General features: G+C 62.0%; 12 protein-coding genes. 6 read left to right on the forward strand and 6 right to left on the reverse strand.

Going from position 1 to position 17,010, the window contains the following annotated elements; genetic code table 11:
- Positions 1-3: 3 nt before the first annotated feature.
- A complete protein-coding gene (gene lexA, locus JN756_RS08475) occupies positions 4-612 on the reverse strand; it encodes a transcriptional repressor LexA (protein WP_003172575.1) in 609 nt (202 codons plus the stop codon).
- Between the two features lie 263 nt (positions 613-875).
- Between lexA and JN756_RS08480 the strand changes: the two genes are divergently transcribed.
- Both JN756_RS08480 and nagZ read left to right on the forward strand, forming a co-directional pair.
- Positions 876-1,583 (forward strand): TetR/AcrR family transcriptional regulator, encoded by a 708-nt coding sequence (locus JN756_RS08480; protein WP_046384321.1) that lies wholly within the window; start codon positions 876-878, stop codon positions 1,581-1,583.
- A 143-nt stretch (positions 1,584-1,726) separates the two neighbouring features.
- Positions 1,727-2,737 carry a beta-N-acetylhexosaminidase gene (gene nagZ / locus JN756_RS08485; protein WP_126586394.1) on the forward strand — a complete coding sequence of 337 codons (1,011 nt, stop codon included), beginning with the start codon at positions 1,727-1,729 and terminating at the stop codon, positions 2,735-2,737.
- Between the two features lie 111 nt (positions 2,738-2,848).
- On the opposite strand, the gene JN756_RS08490 is transcribed toward nagZ, so the two are convergent.
- Genes JN756_RS08490 through mfd form a run of 3 tightly spaced genes read right to left on the reverse strand, consistent with a single transcriptional unit; the run spans position 2,849 to position 9,579 of the window.
- On the reverse strand, positions 2,849-5,542 hold the full coding sequence (locus tag JN756_RS08490; protein WP_128191935.1) for a DEAD/DEAH box helicase: 2,694 nt from the start codon (positions 5,540-5,542) through the stop codon (positions 2,849-2,851).
- Positions 5,543-5,551: 9 nt separating this feature from the next.
- The gene (locus JN756_RS08495) at positions 5,552-6,118 is read right to left on the reverse strand and encodes a CsiV family protein (RefSeq protein ID WP_017848781.1); all 567 of its coding nucleotides are present in this window, start codon (positions 6,116-6,118) and stop codon (positions 5,552-5,554) included.
- A gap of 11 nt (positions 6,119-6,129) precedes the next feature.
- Positions 6,130-9,579: a transcription-repair coupling factor gene (gene mfd, locus JN756_RS08500; RefSeq protein WP_026140243.1), complete on the reverse strand. Its 3,450-nt coding sequence runs from the start codon at positions 9,577-9,579 to the stop codon at positions 6,130-6,132.
- Between the two features lie 340 nt (positions 9,580-9,919).
- On the opposite strand from mfd, the gene JN756_RS08505 reads away from it, so the two are divergent.
- The 3 genes from JN756_RS08505 (at position 9,920) to sthA (ending at position 14,264) form a co-directional block, all read left to right on the forward strand.
- On the forward strand, positions 9,920-11,383 hold the full coding sequence (locus JN756_RS08505) for a glyceraldehyde-3-phosphate dehydrogenase (protein ID WP_046384318.1): 1,464 nt from the start codon (positions 9,920-9,922) through the stop codon (positions 11,381-11,383).
- A 287-nt stretch (positions 11,384-11,670) separates the two neighbouring features.
- Positions 11,671-12,681: an FAD:protein FMN transferase gene (locus JN756_RS08510; protein WP_201021991.1), complete on the forward strand. Its 1,011-nt coding sequence runs from the start codon at positions 11,671-11,673 to the stop codon at positions 12,679-12,681.
- A 188-nt stretch (positions 12,682-12,869) separates the two neighbouring features.
- Positions 12,870-14,264 carry a Si-specific NAD(P)(+) transhydrogenase gene (gene sthA / locus JN756_RS08515; protein ID WP_046384317.1) on the forward strand — a complete coding sequence of 465 codons (1,395 nt, stop codon included), beginning with the start codon at positions 12,870-12,872 and terminating at the stop codon, positions 14,262-14,264.
- Between the two features lie 42 nt (positions 14,265-14,306).
- Here sthA and JN756_RS08520 read toward each other — a convergent pair whose 3' ends face one another.
- Both JN756_RS08520 and JN756_RS08525 read right to left on the reverse strand, forming a co-directional pair.
- Positions 14,307-15,029 carry a glycerophosphodiester phosphodiesterase gene (locus JN756_RS08520; RefSeq protein WP_017848786.1) on the reverse strand — a complete coding sequence of 241 codons (723 nt, stop codon included), beginning with the start codon at positions 15,027-15,029 and terminating at the stop codon, positions 14,307-14,309.
- 44 nt (positions 15,030-15,073) lie between these two features.
- Positions 15,074-15,658 (reverse strand): PilZ domain-containing protein, encoded by a 585-nt coding sequence (locus tag JN756_RS08525; RefSeq protein ID WP_046490432.1) that lies wholly within the window; start codon positions 15,656-15,658, stop codon positions 15,074-15,076.
- A gap of 94 nt (positions 15,659-15,752) precedes the next feature.
- On the opposite strand from JN756_RS08525, the gene JN756_RS08530 reads away from it, so the two are divergent.
- Complete coding sequence (locus tag JN756_RS08530; protein WP_026140246.1) at positions 15,753-17,003, forward strand: lipoprotein-releasing ABC transporter permease subunit; 1,251 nt, start codon at positions 15,753-15,755, stop codon at positions 17,001-17,003.
- The last annotated feature ends 7 nt before the right edge of the window (positions 17,004-17,010 follow it).

Below are 17,010 nucleotides of genomic sequence, written 5' to 3' on the forward strand. Positions count from 1 at the left end.
CCTTTAGCGGCGAATGACGCCGACGCTCAGGCCTTCGATCACCAGGTCCTGGTCTTTCAGGTTGACTTCGATCGGGGCGAACTCAGGGTTCTCGGCCAGGAGCCAGACCTTGCTGCCTTCGCGCTTGAAGCGTTTGACGGTGACTTCATCACCGATGCGGGCGACGACGATCTGGCCGTTACGGGCTTCACGAGTGGTGTGGACGGCCAGCAGGTCTCCGTCGAAAATGCCCACGTCCTTCATGCTCATGCCATGCACCCGCAACAGGTAGTCGGCGCGAGGGTGGAAGAAGGTTGGGTTGATGTTGCAGGATTCCTCGACGTGCTGTTGCGCCAGGATCGGCGCGCCGGCAGCGACGCGGCCGATGATCGGCAGGGTCGATTCGTCGGCCTTGGCTTCGAAACCGGGGATGCGAATGCCCCGCGAAGCGCCCGGGGTCATCTCGATCGCGCCTTTGCGAGCGAGGGCCTTGAGGTGTTCTTCGGCGGCGTTGGGGGATTTGAACCCCAGTTCCAGCGCAATTTCCGCGCGCGTCGGCGGGTAGCCGTTGTCGTCGAGGCAGCGCTTGATAAAAGCCAGAATCTCAGCTTGGCGTGGCGTCAGTTTTAGCATGTTGATCGCTCTGTCTTTTTATACAGTGACTGGGATTATATACAGTGGACTGCGCTTGGCAATCATCCTTTTTTGCGCGTCCGCTGGACGGTCATTCGTCAGCCCTCCTACAACGCAAAGACAGCGCTGCCTACAGAGTTGAAAGGATGTGATTAAATAGCGTTCAAATAGATGACTGCCTGGCCGGAAAGCGAACCCACAGGCTTGACAAGACACAAGCTGAAACGTATGTTTCAAACAAGTGTTTGTCAGGCGGAGTAGCCATGGCCCAGTCGGAAACCGTTGAACGCATTCTCGATGCTGCCGAGCAATTGTTCGCGGAAAAAGGATTTGCTGAAACCTCATTGCGGCTGATCACCAGCAAGGCCGGGGTCAACCTCGCCGCCGTGAACTACCATTTCGGCTCGAAAAAAGCCCTGATCCAGGCGGTGTTCTCGCGTTTCCTGGGGCCGTTCTGCGCCAGTCTCGACCGTGAGCTCGAACGCCGCCAGGCCAAGGCCGACCATAAGCCAAGCCTGGAAGAACTGCTGGAAATCCTCGTTGAGCAAGCGCTGGTGGTGCAGCCACGCAGCGGCAACGACCTGTCGATCTTCATGCGCCTGTTGGGCCTGGCGTTCAGCCAGAGCCAGGGCCACCTGCGCCGCTACCTGGAAGACATGTACGGCAAGGTGTTCCGCCGCTATATGTTGCTGGTCAACGAAGCCGCCCCGCGCATCCCGCCGATCGAATTGTTCTGGCGCGTACACTTCATGCTCGGCGCGGCGGCATTCAGCATGTCCGGGATCAAGGCCTTGCGGGCGATTGCCGAGACCGACTTTGGCGTCAACACCTCCATCGAGCAGGTGATGCGCCTGATGGTGCCGTTCCTCGCTGCCGGCATGCGCGCCGAAACCGGCGTGACCGACCAGACCATGGCCGCCGCGCAATTGCGTCCGCGCAGCAAATCGACGCCAATCCCCGCGAAGGTTTGACCGCCCCGGGTGTGCGCGGCCGCCAGCATCCGCTAAGCTAGCCGCCCATGCCGAATTCAGCTATTTACTCGCAACCCATTGTTCTTGCCGCGCCCGCCGCGCCGCGAGGGCAATGGGTTGTGTGCGTTATTTAAGGAAGGTTTATGACTGCTGCCCTGCAAGGTTCTTTGATGGTCGACGTTGCCGGCACCTGGCTGACGGCCGAGGATCGCCACCTGTTGCGCCAGCCTGAGGTGGGCGGCCTGATCATTTTTGCGCGCAATATCGAGCATCCGCGCCAGGTGCGGGAATTGAGCGCGGCGATTCGTGCCGTGCGCCCGGACCTGCTGCTGGCGGTCGACCAGGAGGGCGGTCGCGTGCAGCGCCTGCGCCAGGGTTTTGTGCGTCTGCCGGCCATGCGCGCGCTGGCGGATCACCCTAACGCCGAATACCTCGCCGAACAGTGTGGCTGGATCATGGCCACTGAAGTCCTGGCCGTCGGCCTGGACCTGAGCTTCGCCCCCGTGCTGGACCTGGACTACCAGCGTAGCGCCGTGGTCGGCAGCCGTTCCTTCGAGGGCAATCCCGAGCGCGCCGCGGTGCTTGCCGGGGCGTTTATCCGTGGCATGAACAGCGCCGGCATGGCCGCCACCGGCAAGCACTTCCCGGGGCACGGGTGGGCTGAGGCCGATTCCCACGTTGCGATTCCCAATGACGAACGCAGCCTGGAACAGATTCGCGCCAATGACCTGGTACCTTTCGCACGCCTGAGCCGGCAATTGGCTGCGGTGATGCCAGCCCACGTCATTTACCCGCAAGTCGACGCCCAGCCGGCCGGTTTCTCGCGCCGCTGGTTGCAGGACATCCTGCGCGGCGAATTGCAATTTGACGGGGTGATTTTCAGCGACGACCTGTCCATGGCTGGTGCCCACGTGGTCGGGGATGCGGCCAGCCGTATTGAGGCCGCACTGACGGCGGGGTGCGACATGGGCCTGGTGTGCAACGATCGGGCGGCCGCCGAACTGGCGCTGAGCGCGGCCCAGCGGATGAAGGTCACGCCATCGGCGCGGATCGCACGGATGCGTGGGCAGGCGGTTGCGTCGATGGAGTATAAGCAAGACCCGCGTTGGCTGGTGGCGCTCGGCGCGTTGCGGGATGCGCAGTTGATCGATTGAAACGGCGGCGCGCCTATCGCGGGCAAGCCCGCTCCTACACTTGATTGCGTACATTCTGTCGAAGCGCGGTCGAATGTGGCGGCGCGCTGGCCCGCGAGGGCGATCTAACCGTCAGCGTTTTTCTTGTTTGTTGGGCAGCGGCGCAAACAGCGCCTCGATCTCTTCGTTGCCCAGCTGCCAATCCCCGGTGGTCCGCCCGTCCAGCACGCCCGCTGCAAGGTCGGACTTTTCCTTTTGCAGGTGCTGGATTTTCTCCTCCACCGTGCCCCGTGCAATCATCTTGTAGACGAACACCGGCTTCTCCTGGCCGATGCGATACGCACGGTCGGTGGCCTGGTTTTCCGTGGCCGGGTTCCACCACGGGTCATAGTGGATCACGGTGTCGGCTTCGGTCAGGTTGAGTCCTACGCCACCTGCCTTCAGGCTGATCAGAAAGATCTGCAGCTTGCCGCTCTGGAAGTCTTTCACCGGCGTGCGCCGATCGCGGGTCTGGCCGGTCAGCAGCGCGTAGGCGACGCCGCGTTTTTTCAGCTCGAGTTCAATCAGGCTCAGCATCGAGGTGAACTGGGAGAACAACAGAATCCGGCGCCCTTCGGCAAACAGCTCTTCGAGCATTTCCATCAAGCTGTCGAGCTTGCCCGAGCTGCTGCCGCGCGTCGGCAGGGTGGCATCGTTGACCAGGCGCAAATCGCAGCACACCTGGCGCAGCTTGAGCAGCGCTTCAAGAATGATGATCTGGCTGCGCGCCACGCCTTTGCGGGTGATCTCATCGCGGACTTTTTTGTCCATGGCCAGGCGCATGGTTTCGTACACGTCGCGCTGGGCTTCATTGAGCTCGACCCAGTGGATTATCTCGGTTTTCGGCGGTAATTCCGTCGCCACCTGTTCCTTGGTGCGACGCAGCAGGAACGGTTTGATCCGACCGTTCAGGTGCTGCAATCGCACATCGCTGGCGCGTTTTTCAATCGGCACGCGGTAGTCGCGGTTGAAGCTTTTCACGTCGCCCAACCAGCCCGGCAACAGGAAGTGGAACAGCGACCACAGCTCGCCCAGGTGGTTTTCCAGCGGGGTGCCGCTCAGGCACAGGCGCTGCCGTGCGTTCAGCTCACGCGCCGCCTGGGCCGCCTTGCTCGAAGGGTTCTTGATGTACTGCGCTTCGTCGAGGATCAGCACATGCAAGGGCAGGGCGGCGAGTTGCTCGATGTCTTTGGGCAGCAACGCATACGTGGTCAGCAGCAGGTCGTAGTCCTGCAGGTTCGCGAAGTGCTTTTTGCGGGTGGCGCCATACAGCGCCAGGACCTTGAGTTGCGGCGTGAAGTGCGCGGCCTCGTCGAGCCAGTTGGGGATCAGGCTGGTGGGCATCACCACCATGCACGGGCGGTCCAGGCGCCCGGCGATCTTCTCGCTGAGAATATGCGCCAAGGTCTGTAGGGTTTTGCCCAGGCCCATGTCGTCCGCAAGAATGCCGCCCACCTCCAGCTGGCGCAGTGACTGCATCCAGCTCAAGCCCTCCAGCTGATAGGGGCGCAAGGTCGCGTTCAAGCCTTCGGGCGCGACGCAGGTGAAATCCTTGATGTCGCGCAGGCGCTGGGCGAAGGTGCGGATCTTCTCGCCGCCTTCCCATTGCAGCGGCAGGTCTTCCAGCGGGTTGAGGCGGATCGCGTCGGCCTTGGCCAGGCGCAGCGTGGTGGTGCCGGGTTCCTGCAGGTAGAACTCGCCGAGGGTGGCCAGGACGGGTTTCAGACGGCCGTAGGGCAGCGCCACTTGCAGCGGGCCGTGGCCACCGTTGGGCAGGCCGGGGATGTTGACCAGGATCAGTTCGTCATCGCGGCGGCGTGCGAGTTTTTCCGGGTTGAGGATTTCGGTGTGCGAACGCATCAGGTTGAGCAGGATCGGCAGCAGGCTCAGGCGTTCGCCGTTGACGATGATCCCCAGTTCCAGGTCGAACCAGTCGCGCTCCGGCCCTTCGTCGACGGTGGCATACCAGTCGTCCACCGGGCTCAGGTCGAAGCCGAAGTCGTCGTCGATCTGCAACTCCCAACCTTCGGCCCGTAGTGTCGGCGATGCGTTGAGGGTGAAGTTCAGCCAGGCGCTGTCATTGATCATCTCGAACAGTTCGCCGGCACTTTCCGGCAACGCTTTGCTCTGGCGCGTGGCGATCTTGAAACCGAGCAGGCGCAGTTGTTCGCGATAGCGCTGTTCCAGCTCGGGGTGCCGCTTGATCCGCAGGCTCTGGGTTTCCTGGCGGACGATGATGTCGACGTTCTTTTGCCCGCTGACGTAGTTGCCCAGATAGTTGAACGACAGCGCCGCACGGTGCTGGATATAGCGCTGCATCTTGCCGTTGCGCGGCTCGAACGCGCTGAACTCGACACTGGCCAGCCACAGGCGCGGCACGGGCAGCACGTCGTCCATCACCACCTGCGGCAGCACCACGCGGTTGTCCAGCACGGCCTGGAGTTTTTCCAGCAGTTCGGCGTCCTGGGCCGCCGCCGGGTAGGCCAGGGTTTCCTGGACCTTGAGCAGCACCGCCGCGATGTGTTTGCAGTTGGTGTGTACCGGGCAGGTGCAGCGGCTGTCCACCAGGATCAGCGTGCCCTTGGCCGATTCGCGCAACGAGATGGTCTGCCGGTAGACGTTGCTGCCCGAGCCTTCGCAACTGGCGATGATGGTGCTGTCGCCCGACTCGACGATGCGTACCCGGTTCTCCAAGGCATAGCGCCGCCCGCGCTCCAGGCTTTGTTCTTTGAAGCGATTGGCCCACGAAGGGGCCAGGGGCTTGGTCAGCGGCGACGTCAGGGGCATGGCGCTGGATCAGTCCTGAAAGTCGACGGGCGGTGCGCTGGGCTGTTTGGCGGTCAACGAAGTGATCTTGATCAGCAGCGCCAGGTGGCCGCCATCCAGGTAGTTGAGCTGGTTGTTCTTGGTCCGCACGTCTTTCTGCGCCAGATGCTCGCTGGCGATGACGCTGCCGTTGCCGTCGAACTGGTTGATCCAGAAGTCCGCGTCGATATCGGTAAAGCGCCCCAGTTGCAGGCTCAGCACACCCTCGAGGGGAAACTGACCGAACTGCTCCCGGCCGTCGGTGATCGCGATTTTTACCGGCTGCTCACCGAGGTTCTGTTCCCAGGCCTTGTGCGCCAGCACCGTGTAGTTGGCGTCTGCGCGGAGTTTGTCGACGATCGTGCCCAGGCGCGCCGGGCTGCTTCTGTCGCCCAGGCGCTCGGCGCCGGCATCCCAGTCTTCCGGCGCGGCGCGGCTGTTGATCACCGGCTCCGCGTTCTGGCGCACCAGGACCATTTCCACTTGGTACAGGCTGTCGGCAAACGCCGAAGGTGCGAGTACCACTAATAACAAGCTCAGAATGCGAAACACGCGCATTGGGGCGTCCTTCAAACAGATTTCGGGATGAGGCGCTCAAACAGCGCCTCCAAGGTATTGAAGCGTTCTTCGGCACGTTCCATCGGCACCATGAACTTGAACAGCGTAGCCCCTTCGAACTTGTACCGGTTGGGCTGGCCCTGGATCAGCTTGATCAGCACCAACGGGTCCACCGGCGTCTGCGCTTCGAACTCGATGCGCCCGCCCTGCGGCCCCGCGTCGACCTTCTTGATCCCCAGTTGCTCGGCCTGCAATTTGAGCAGGGTCAGGCGCACCAGGTTCTTGGTCGGTTCCGGCAACAGGCCGAAGCGATCGATCATCTCCACCTGCAGGTCCTTGAGGCCTTCTTCGTCGGTGGCCGAGGCGATGCGCTTGTACAGGATCAGTCGCGCGTGGACATCCGGCAGGTAGTCTTCGGGGATCAATGCCGGCAAGCGCAGGTTGATCTCCGGACCGCCGCCCAGGGGTTGGTCGAGGTTCGGTTGCTCGCCCTTGCGGATGGCTTTCACTGCGCGTTCGAGCATCTCCATATATAAGGTGAAGCCCACGGCCTGGATCTGCCCGCTCTGGCCGTCGCCGAGCAGTTCGCCGGCGCCACGGATTTCCAGGTCGTTGGTGGCCAGCACAAAGCCGGCGCCCAGGTCCTGGGTGTTGGCGATGGCTTCCAGGCGTTTTTCCGCATCGCCGGTGATTTGCTGGCGCGGTGGCGTCAGCAGGTAGGCGTAGGCCTGGTGGTGACTGCGTCCGACGCGGCCGCGCAGTTGATGCAGTTGTGCCAGGCCGAACTTGTCGGCGCGCTCGATGATGATGGTGTTGGCGCTCGGCACGTCGATGCCGGTCTCGATGATGGTCGAGGCGATCAGCACGTTGAAGCGCTTGTGGTAGAAGTCGCTCATCACCTGTTCGAGGTCGCGCTCGCGCATTTGCCCGTGGCCGATGGCGATGCGTGCTTCCGGCACCAGTGCGGCGAGGTCGGCGGCGCATTTCTCGATGGTTTTCACATCGTTGTGCAGGTAATACACCTGCCCGCCGCGCAGCAATTCGCGCAGCAGCGCTTCCTTGACCGTGCTGTTGTTCTGCTCCATCACGAAGGTGCGTACCGACAGGCGCCGCGCCGGTGGAGTGGCGATGATCGACAGGTCGCGCATGCCCGACACCGCCATGTTCAGCGTGCGCGGAATCGGCGTGGCGGTGAGGGTCAGAATGTCGACTTCGCTGCGCAGGGCCTTGAGCTGTTCTTTCTGACGCACCCCGAAGCGGTGTTCTTCGTCGATGATCACCAGGCCCAGGTTCTTGATCTTCACATCGTCCGACAGCAGCTTGTGGGTGCCGATCACGATGTCGATCTTGCCCTCCGCCAGGTCGGCGACGGCGGCGTTCACTTCCTTGGCGGATTTGAAACGGCTCATCACTTCGACGGTCACCGGCCAGTCGGCAAAGCGGTCGCGAAAGCTGTTGTAGTGCTGCTGGGCGAGCAGGGTAGTCGGCACCAGGATCGCCACTTGCTTGCCGCCATGCACCGCGATGAAGGCGGCGCGCATCGCCACTTCGGTCTTGCCGAAGCCCACGTCGCCGCACACCAGGCGGTCCATCGGCTTGGGCGCGAGCATGTCGGCGCGCACGGCTTCGATGGTGGTTTGCTGGTCCGGGGTTTCTTCGAAGGCAAAGCCGGCGCTGAAGGTGGCGTAGTCGGCTTTCGGGTCGGCGAACGCATAACCCTCGCGGGCGGCGCGACGGGCATAGATGTCGAGCAGCTCGGCGGCGACGTCGCGCACCTGTTCGGCGGCCTTGCGCTTGGCTTTCTGCCAGGTCTCGGAACCCAGGCGGTGCAACGGCGCCAGAGCGTCGTCGCTGCCGGTGTAGCGGGCGATCAGGTGCAGGTTGGCCACCGGCACATACAGCTTGGCGCCTTCGGCGTATTCCATGGTGAGGAATTCGGCGGCCTGGTTGTCGATTTCCAGCGTTTGCAGGCCCAGGTAGCGGCCGACGCCGTGGTCAATATGCACCACCGGCGCGCCTTCGCGCAGTTCGGTGAGGTTTTTGATCACCGCGTCGTTGTTGGCGTCGGCGCGTTTTTCGCGGCGACGGCGCTGCATCACCCGTTGCCCGAACAGCGGGCTTTCGGCGATCAGCGCCAGGGCCGGATCGTCCAGCAACAGGCCTTCATCCAGTGGCGCAATGGTGATCGCCAGGCGCTCTTTGCCGGCGACGAAGTCCGGCCAGCTGTCGACGGTTTTCGGGCGCAGCTTCAGGCGTTCCAGCAGCTCCAGCAGCACTTCGCGGCGCCCGGCCGATTCGGCGGTAAACAACACGCGCCCGGCGAAATCGCCGAGGAAGTTGGACAGCGCTTCGAGCGGCTGGCTGGCCTTGGCTTCAATCGCCAGGTTCGGCAGGTTTTGCGCGGGGAAGCGCGTGCGGCCGCTGCCTGCGTCCACATCCTCTTGGCTGGCGACCACGCGCGGCCAGTTTTTCAGGCGGGCGAAGCAGTCTTCCACCGGCAGGAACAGTTCAGCCGGCGGTAATAAAGGACGGGACGGATCGACGCGACGCTCTTCATAGCGGTTGCGCACGTCGCTCCAGAAGTTTTCCGCCGCCTGCTCGATGCCCGGCAGCGAGAACACCTGGGTGTCCTGGGGCAGGTAGTCGAACAGGGTAGAGGTTTCGTCGAAGAACAGCGGCAGGTAGTACTCGATACCGGCGGGGGTAATCCCGCTGCTCAAGTCCTGGAAGATCGGGCAGCGGCGGAAGTCGACGTCGAAGCGTTCGCGAAAGCGCGCCTTGAAACGCGTCACCGCGTCTTTCTGCAGTGGGAATTCCCGTGCCGGCAGCAGTTTGATCGACTCGACTTTGTCGATGGAGCGCTGGTTTTCCGGATCGAAGGTGCGCAGGGTCTCGATTTCGTCATCGAACAGGTCGATGCGGTACGGCAACTTGCTGCCCATCGGGAACAGGTCGATCAGCGCTCCGCGCACCGCGAATTCGCCGTGCTCGTACACCGTGTCGACGCAGCGGTAGCCGCTGGCTTCCAGGCGTGTACGCATTTGCTCCACGTCGAGCTTCTGGCCGATATCCAGCACCAGGCTGCTGCCCAGCAGGAACTTGGTCGGCGCCAGGCGGTGCAGCGCCGTGGTGATCGGCACCACCAGCACGCCGTGGACCAGTTCCGGCAGGCGGTACAGGCTGGCGATGCGCTGGGAAATGATGTCCTGGTGCGGCGAGAACAGGTCGTAGGGCAGGGTTTCCCAGTCGGGAAAATGCAGCACCGGCAAATCGGGGGCGAAGAAGCTCAGCTCCTGCTCCAGCCGTTCGGCGCTTTGGCTGTCGGCGGTAAGCAGCAGGGTAAAGCGCTTGGCTGCGCTGGCAGCCTCGGCGATGGCCAGGCTCAGGGCGGCACCGGGCAAATTGCCCCAGTGCTGTTTACCTGCCGCGGCAGGGAGTTGCGGTAGACGCAGAACGGGCACGGAAGGTTGAGCTCCAAGCGTTGCGACAAAGTCGGTAATTGTAACGGCCCGAGGTGCCGCCTGTCAGTTGCTGACTGAGCCTATTACGGTTTGCGGGAAATGTGGTGGCTAAGACAAACAATGGCGCGTTTTGACTCAATATGTAGTGCCAAAATGCATATAGTTTTCGGAGGGTTACGGACAAGTCGTGCTGCCCGCTCCACTAGTGGCCTTCTGGAACCCGCGTATTTACTGGGCTGCAGCGAGGTGGCTTTTTTGGGTAAGCGCTTTTTGTTGTAGGACGCGCATTGCTCCGGGGGCGGCCGGGCGGCATAATGTAGCCCCTTTTTTCAGCCCCTACATGTGGAAGGTTCCCGTGACTCAGAAGCCCGACCAGTGTCTTGGTGAATGGATCGACCGTGAAGCACTCGCTGAAGCGATGATCCCGCTTATCGGTCAGCTGTACCGCAATAACAATGTGGTGAGCTCGATCTATGGCCGCAGTCTGATCAACCAGTCAGTCATCGCGATTCTCAAGGCGCATCGCTTTGCTCGCCATCGTTCGACCAACGACAGCGAACTCTCCGTCCACGAAACATTCCCTCTGCTCAAAGCCATGAGCGAGCTCAAGCTCGGCGCGGCTTCGGTAGACCTGGGCAAGTTGGCCGCCAAGTTCCGCGCTGAAGCCAACGGCCGTTCCGTCGAGCAATTCGTGCGTGAAGAAATGGCCGACGTGGTCGGCAAGCAGAACGCTTCCGCCCGTAAAGGCACTGACGTTGTGCTCTACGGCTTCGGTCGTATCGGCCGCCTGCTGGCACGCATCCTGATCGGTAAAACCGGTGGCGGCGACGGCCTGCGCCTGCGCGCCATCGTGGTACGCAAGGGCGCCGAGAACGACCTGGCCAAGCGCGCGAGCCTCTTGCGTCGCGACTCGGTACACGGTCCGTTCAACGGCACCATCGTCATCGACGAAGAAAACAACACCATCACCGCCAACGGTAACCTGATCCAGGTGATCTACGCGAAGAACCCGACCGAGGTGGATTACACCCAGTACGGCATCAAGGACGCCCTGCTGGTGGATAACACCGGCGTATGGCGCGACGCCGAAGGCCTGGGCCAGCACCTGACCTGCCCGGGCGTTGCCCGCGTTGTCCTGACCGCGCCTGGCAAAGGCAAGCTGAAGAACATCGTTCACGGCATCAACCACACGGAAATCACCGCTGACGACAAGATCGTGTCCGCCGCTTCCTGCACCACCAACGCCATCGTGCCGGTGCTGAAGGCAGTCAATGACAAGTTCGGCATCATCAACGGCCACGTCGAAACCGTTCACTCGTACACCAACGACCAGAACCTGATCGACAACTTCCACAAGGGCAATCGCCGTGGTCGCAGCGCCGCGCTGAACATGGTGATCACCGAGACCGGTGCCGCCACCGCTGCCGCCAAGGCCCTGCCTGAGCTGGCCGGCAAGCTGACCGGTAACGCGATCCGCGTGCCGACGCCTAACGTGTCGATGGCCATTCTCAACCTGAACCTTGAGAAAGCCGCTACTCGCGACGAGATGAACGAGTACCTGCGCTACATGGCGCTGCACTCCGATCTGCATAAGCAAATCGACTTCGTCAACTCCCAGGAAGTGGTCTCCACCGACTTCGTTGGCTCGCGCCACGCCGGTGTGGTGGACGCGGAAGCGACCATTACCCAGGACAACCGTGTTGTGCTGTACGTGTGGTACGACAACGAGTTCGGCTACAGCTGCCAGGTCGTTCGCGTGATGGAAGACATGGCTGGGGTCAACCCGCCTGCATTCCCGCGCTAAGCGTCCAGGTTGAATGAAAAAGCCCCGACTGGTTCGGGGCTTTTTTCTGCCTGTGGGTTTCGGCTGTGTGGGAGGCATCGCGCGCAAGCCCGCGCCCACAGGGGCATGCATTTTTTCAGGCGATACGCCGTCAACTGTGGCCGGCCAAGGTGAGACGATCCGCCTCATTGGTGAGCGCCGGGAGTGCGAACATCAGCCATAAACAGATAACGGCATGCCGCATAATGGGCGGTCCTGCCAGGGTGTGTGCCTGCGGGTTAATTCACTTTTCGACGGCGATCAGGTTTATGGGCAATCTGCGACAGATAGTGATGGTGTGCGGTTTTGCGGCGCTGGCCGGCTGTGGCGGCGATACGCTGGAGCAGTTTGGGGGGCCGACCATGGGCAGCACCTATTCGATCCAGTATGTCAGAAGCTCGACGGCACCTACGCCGAAAGAGCTGCAGCGCCAGGTGGAAAAAATCCTGGGGGATGTCGACCGACAGCTGTCGACCTACCGCAGCGACTCGGATATCGAGCGTTTCAACAATCTGCCAGCCAATAGCTGCCAGCCGATGCCCGCGCCGGTGCTGCAACTGGTGCGTACCGGCGAGCAACTGTCCCAGGCCAGCGCGGGTGCGTTCGACCTGACGGTGGAGCCGCTGCTGAACCTGTGGGGGTTCGGGCCCCAGGCCCGGCAACTCAGGGTGCCGGACGCCGCGACGCTGGCCGAGGTGCGTCAACGGGTCGGTCACCAGCATCTGCGCATCGACGGCGAACAGCTGTGCAAGGACGCCGCCGTCGAGGTCGACTTCAACAGCATTGCTGCCGGTTACGCGGTGGATCGTATCGCCGAGCTGTTGAGCGGCCTGGGTATCCATCACTACCTCGCCGAAGCCACCGGCGAACTCAAGGCTGCCGGCCACAAACCGGATGGTTCGCCCTGGCGCGTCGCGCTGGAAGAGCCTCGCGATGACCAGCAGGTCGCCGAAAAAATCATCCGCGTAGACGGCTTTGGTGTGTCCACATCGGGTGACTATCGTAATTATTTCCAGCAGGGTGGTCGGCGCTATTCCCACACCCTGGATGCGCGGACCGGCGCGCCGATTACCCATCAACTGGCATCGGTGACAGTGTTGCACCCGTCGGCGCTGATGGCCGATGGGTTGTCGACGTTGCTGTTGATCCTTGGGCCGGAGCAAGGCTGGGATTACGCCGAACGGCACCAGATCGCCGCGTTTTTTGTGCAGCGCGAGGGGGATGTTTTTGTCACGCGCAGTAATCAGGCGTTCGAACAGATGACCGCTGTGAAACCGTAATCCACGCTGTGTAGTAAAGGCAAAACTGGCCTACGACGCGACCAAGGGTTAATGTGCGCGGCGTTGAGCCTTATATAGACTGTGCCCCGGTTCACACACTTGAGCCAAATTGTCCTTCATGACCGCTGGCCGCGGCATGATTTAGCCAGGCGTCAAACCGCGCGCCTGGCCTGTTCTGAGGAGTACGCATGGCTGTCTACAACTACGACGTGGTAGTACTGGGTTCCGGCCCGGCTGGAGAAGGTGCGGCGATGAACGCCGCGAAGGCAGGGCGCAAGGTGGCAATGGTCGATAGCCGTCGCCAGGTCGGCGGAAACTGCACCCACCTGGGTACCATCCCGTCCAAGGCCTTGCGTCACTCAGTGCGCCAGATCATGCAGTTCAATACCAATCCGATGTTCCGGGCCATTGGCGAGCCGCGTTGGTTTTCGTTCCCGGACGTGCTCAAAAGCGCGGAAAAAGTCATCGCCAAGCAGGTGGCGTCGCGGACCGGCTATTACGCCCGTAACCGTGTCGACCTGTTCTTCGGCACCGGCAGCTTCGCCGACGAGCAAACCGTCGAAGTGGTCTGCTCCAACGGCGTGGTCGAGAAGCTGGTGGCCAAGCACATCATCATCGCTACCGGGTCGCGCCCGTATCGCCCGGTGGATATCGATTTCCTCCACCCGCGTATCTACGATAGCGACACCATCCTCAGCCTGGGCCATACCCCGCGCAAACTGATCATCTATGGCGCCGGCGTGATCGGCTGCGAATACGCCTCGATCTTCAGCGGCCTGGGGGTGCTGGTAGAGCTGGTGGACAACCGTGACCAGTTGCTGAGCTTCCTCGACTCGGAAATTTCCCAGGCGTTGAGTTATCACTTCAGCAACAACAACATCACCGTGCGCCACAACGAAGAGTACGAGCGCGTCGAAGGCCTGGACAACGGTGTGATCCTGCACCTCAAGTCCGGCAAGAAGATCAAGGCCGACGCCTTGCTGTGGTGCAACGGTCGTACCGGCAACACCGACAAGCTGGGCATGGAAAATGTCGGGGTCAAGGTCAACAACCGTGGCCAGATTGAAGTGGACGAGAACTATCGCACCTGCGTGTCGAATATCTACGGTGCCGGCGACGTGATCGGCTGGCCAAGCCTGGCCAGCGCCGCCCATGACCAGGGCCGTTCGGCCGCCGGCAGCATTGTCGACAATGGCAGCTGGCGCTATGTGAACGACGTGCCGACCGGGATCTACACGATTCCGGAGATCAGCTCGATCGGTAAGAACGAACACGAACTGACCAAGGCCAAGGTGCCTTACGAAGTGGGCAAGGCGTTCTTCAAGAGCATGGCGCGTGCGCAGATCGCCGGCGAGCCGCAAGGCATGCTGAAGATTCTGTTCCACCGTGAAACCCTGGAAGTCCTCGGCGTGCATTGCTTCGGCTACCAGGCTTCGGAGATCGTCCACATCGGCCAGGCCATCATGAACCAGCCGGGCGAGCAAAATACCCTCAAGTATTTCGTCAACACCACGTTCAACTACCCGACCATGGCGGAAGCCTATCGGGTCGCGGCCTACGACGGCCTCAACCGGCTTTTTTGAGCGGCTCCGGCCGGTGGCCTGAGCCGGCCGGGGAGACCGATTTCAGTAATTCTCGAGCGTGGCAGTGGCCAAACCGGGAAAGTCTGTAATCAGGCTATCTACGCCGAAGTCGGCGAGCCTGCGCATCAGCGCAGGTTCGTTGACTGTCCACACCGACACGTGCAATCCCTGGCGCTGGGCTTTTTCCAGACGCTCGGGGGTACACAACGTCCAGTTCAACGCCAGAAACTCACAGCCATAGTTTTGCGCGACCTTCAGCGGGTCGAGCCAGGCGTATTCGGCCACCAGCCCGCGCGACAGGTCCGGGGTGAGTTCCACCGCCGCTTTCAACACTTCCCGTGAGCTTGAGGTCACTGTGACCTTGTCCATGAGGCCGAAACGCACGGCCATTTCCCGGATCGCCAGCACGGTGGTCGCGGCGCGGGTGCGCGAGGCGCTTTTGACTTCCAGTTGCCAGTGATCGAAGTCGCACTTTTCAAACAGCTCTTCCAGGCGCGGGATCGGGCAGGGGTTGATCCAGCCGGGGCCGCCTTTGCGGGCGTCCATCTTCACCAGGTCTGCCGCCGAATACTCGACGACTTTGCCGCGCCGGTCGGCGGTGCGCTTGAGGGTCGGGTCGTGGATGACCATCAGTTCGCCGTCCATGGACAGGTGCAAATCCAATTCGCAACGGCGTACACCGTGCTTGAGGCACTGCTGGAAGCTGGTCAGGGTGTTTTCTGGTGCTTCGCCTTTGGCACCGCGGTGGCCGTAGATCAGGGTCACAGTTGCTCCTTTGCGCCAGGTCGTCTGGCGGGGTGAATACGAATTCAGGTGTCTTTGGCGTCGCTCTGTTCCCGCGCCAGGCGCCGTTGCTGCGCCTGTTTCTGCAGGATGTAGCGCGCCAGCAGTTGGCGTTGGGCGTCGGTCATCGATTCGAATTCCGTGCCAATGGCAAAAGCGCCGCCCTTGGCATCGCAATGGGTGACCCGCGCCCGTAACAGCAGGCCCAGCGCCTGGGGCATCAGCACCAGCTTGACCGCCAGGTGGGCGTCGAGTGCCAGGGGCGTCGGGTGCTGGAAGTCGATGCCGCCTTCGGAAATGATCACCGGCTGCGGTGCGCCGACTTCATCCAGCAGGCCGCGCGCCATGATCTGGCTGAGCAGATCCAGGCGTTTGTTCTGGATTCGGAGGAGGGCGGCCAGGCTGCGATCTTTCTCGCTGAGCTGGCGCAACAGGTGTTGGGCTTCGAATTCGCTCAGGTGCAGTTCACTGAGTAGATTGAATAGCGGCGAATCATCCAGCAACACTTCCTTGCTCGCCGCTTCGGGGGCGGACAGGCTTTTGATTTGAAGTGCGATCATGTCGTCGATACGGTAGTATTCGCGGCGTTCTTCTTCATCTAATGTCGACATGGCGAACCCAAAGTAGCGGTAATGGTCTGAGTGTAAAGCTGCTTACCAGACCCCGCCACCGGGACGTCTTCTTTTCCTCCGAACAAGCCCCGACATGTTCAGACCTCTCTTCGTATTTATTGGCACGCGTTATACCCGTGCAAAGCGTCGCAATCATTTTGTGTCGTTCATTTCCTTGACCTCGATGATCGGTCTCGCCCTTGGCGTGGTCGTGATGATCGTGGTGTTGTCGGTGATGAACGGCTTCGATCATGAGATGCGTACCCGCGTGCTGGGCATGGTGCCCCACGCGACCATCGAGTCGGGTGAACCGATCAGCGACTGGCAAAGCCTGGCCGACAAGGTCAAGCAGAACCCCAAGGTCGTGGCCGTGGCGCCGTTCACCCAGATGCAAGGGTTGCTGACCCATGACGGCAAGGTGCAGAAAATCCTGCTCAATGCCATCGACCCGGTCCAGGAGCGCAAGGTCTCGATCATCGACAAGTTCATGCTGCAGGGCAAACTTGACGACCTGGCGCCCGGCAGCTTCGGTATCGTCATCGGCGACAAGGCCGCGGCCAAGCTCGGCGTGGGCATCGGCGACAAGCTGACCTTCGTCGCCCCGGAAGTCACCGTGACCCCGGCCGGCATGTTTCCGCGCATGAAGCGCTTTACCGTGGTCGGCACCTTCCACGTCGGCGCTGGCGAGATCGACGGCTACCTCGGCCTGACCAACCTCACCGACCTGGCGCGTCTGCATCGCTGGAAGCCGGATCAGGTGCAGGGCCTGCGCCTGAAGTTCAACGATTTGTTCGACGCCCCGCGCGGCGCCTGGGAAATCGCCCAGCACCTGGGTGAAAGCCAGTACTACGCCCGCGACTGGACCCGTACCCACGGCAACCTGTACCAGGCCATCCGCATGGAAAAAGCCATGATCGGCCTGCTGTTGCTGCTGATCGTCGCCGTGGCGGCCTTCAACATCATCTCCACCCTGGTGATGGTGGTGAACGACAAGAAGGGCGACATCGCCATCCTGCGCACCTTGGGCGCCACGCCGGGGCAGATCATGGCGATCTTCATGGTGCAGGGCACGGTGATCGGCGTGGTCGGCACCTTGATCGGCACCGCGCTGGGCATTCTGGCTGCGCTCAACGTCAGCGCTGCCATCGCCGGCCTCGAAACCCTGATCGGCCACAAGTTTCTCAACGCCGACGTCTACTTCATCGATTACTTGCCGTCCCAGGTTCAGGCCCAGGACGTGCTGATGGTGGGCGGCGCCGCGTTGGTCCTGAGTTTCCTTGCCACCCTGTATCCAGCCTGGCGCGCGGCACGTACCCAGCCAGCACAGGCCTTACGTTATGAGTGAATCGGGC

It is taken from the genome of Pseudomonas sp. Y39-6, from assembly GCF_023651955.1.
Lineage (GTDB): Bacteria > Pseudomonadota > Gammaproteobacteria > Pseudomonadales > Pseudomonadaceae > Aquipseudomonas > Aquipseudomonas veronii.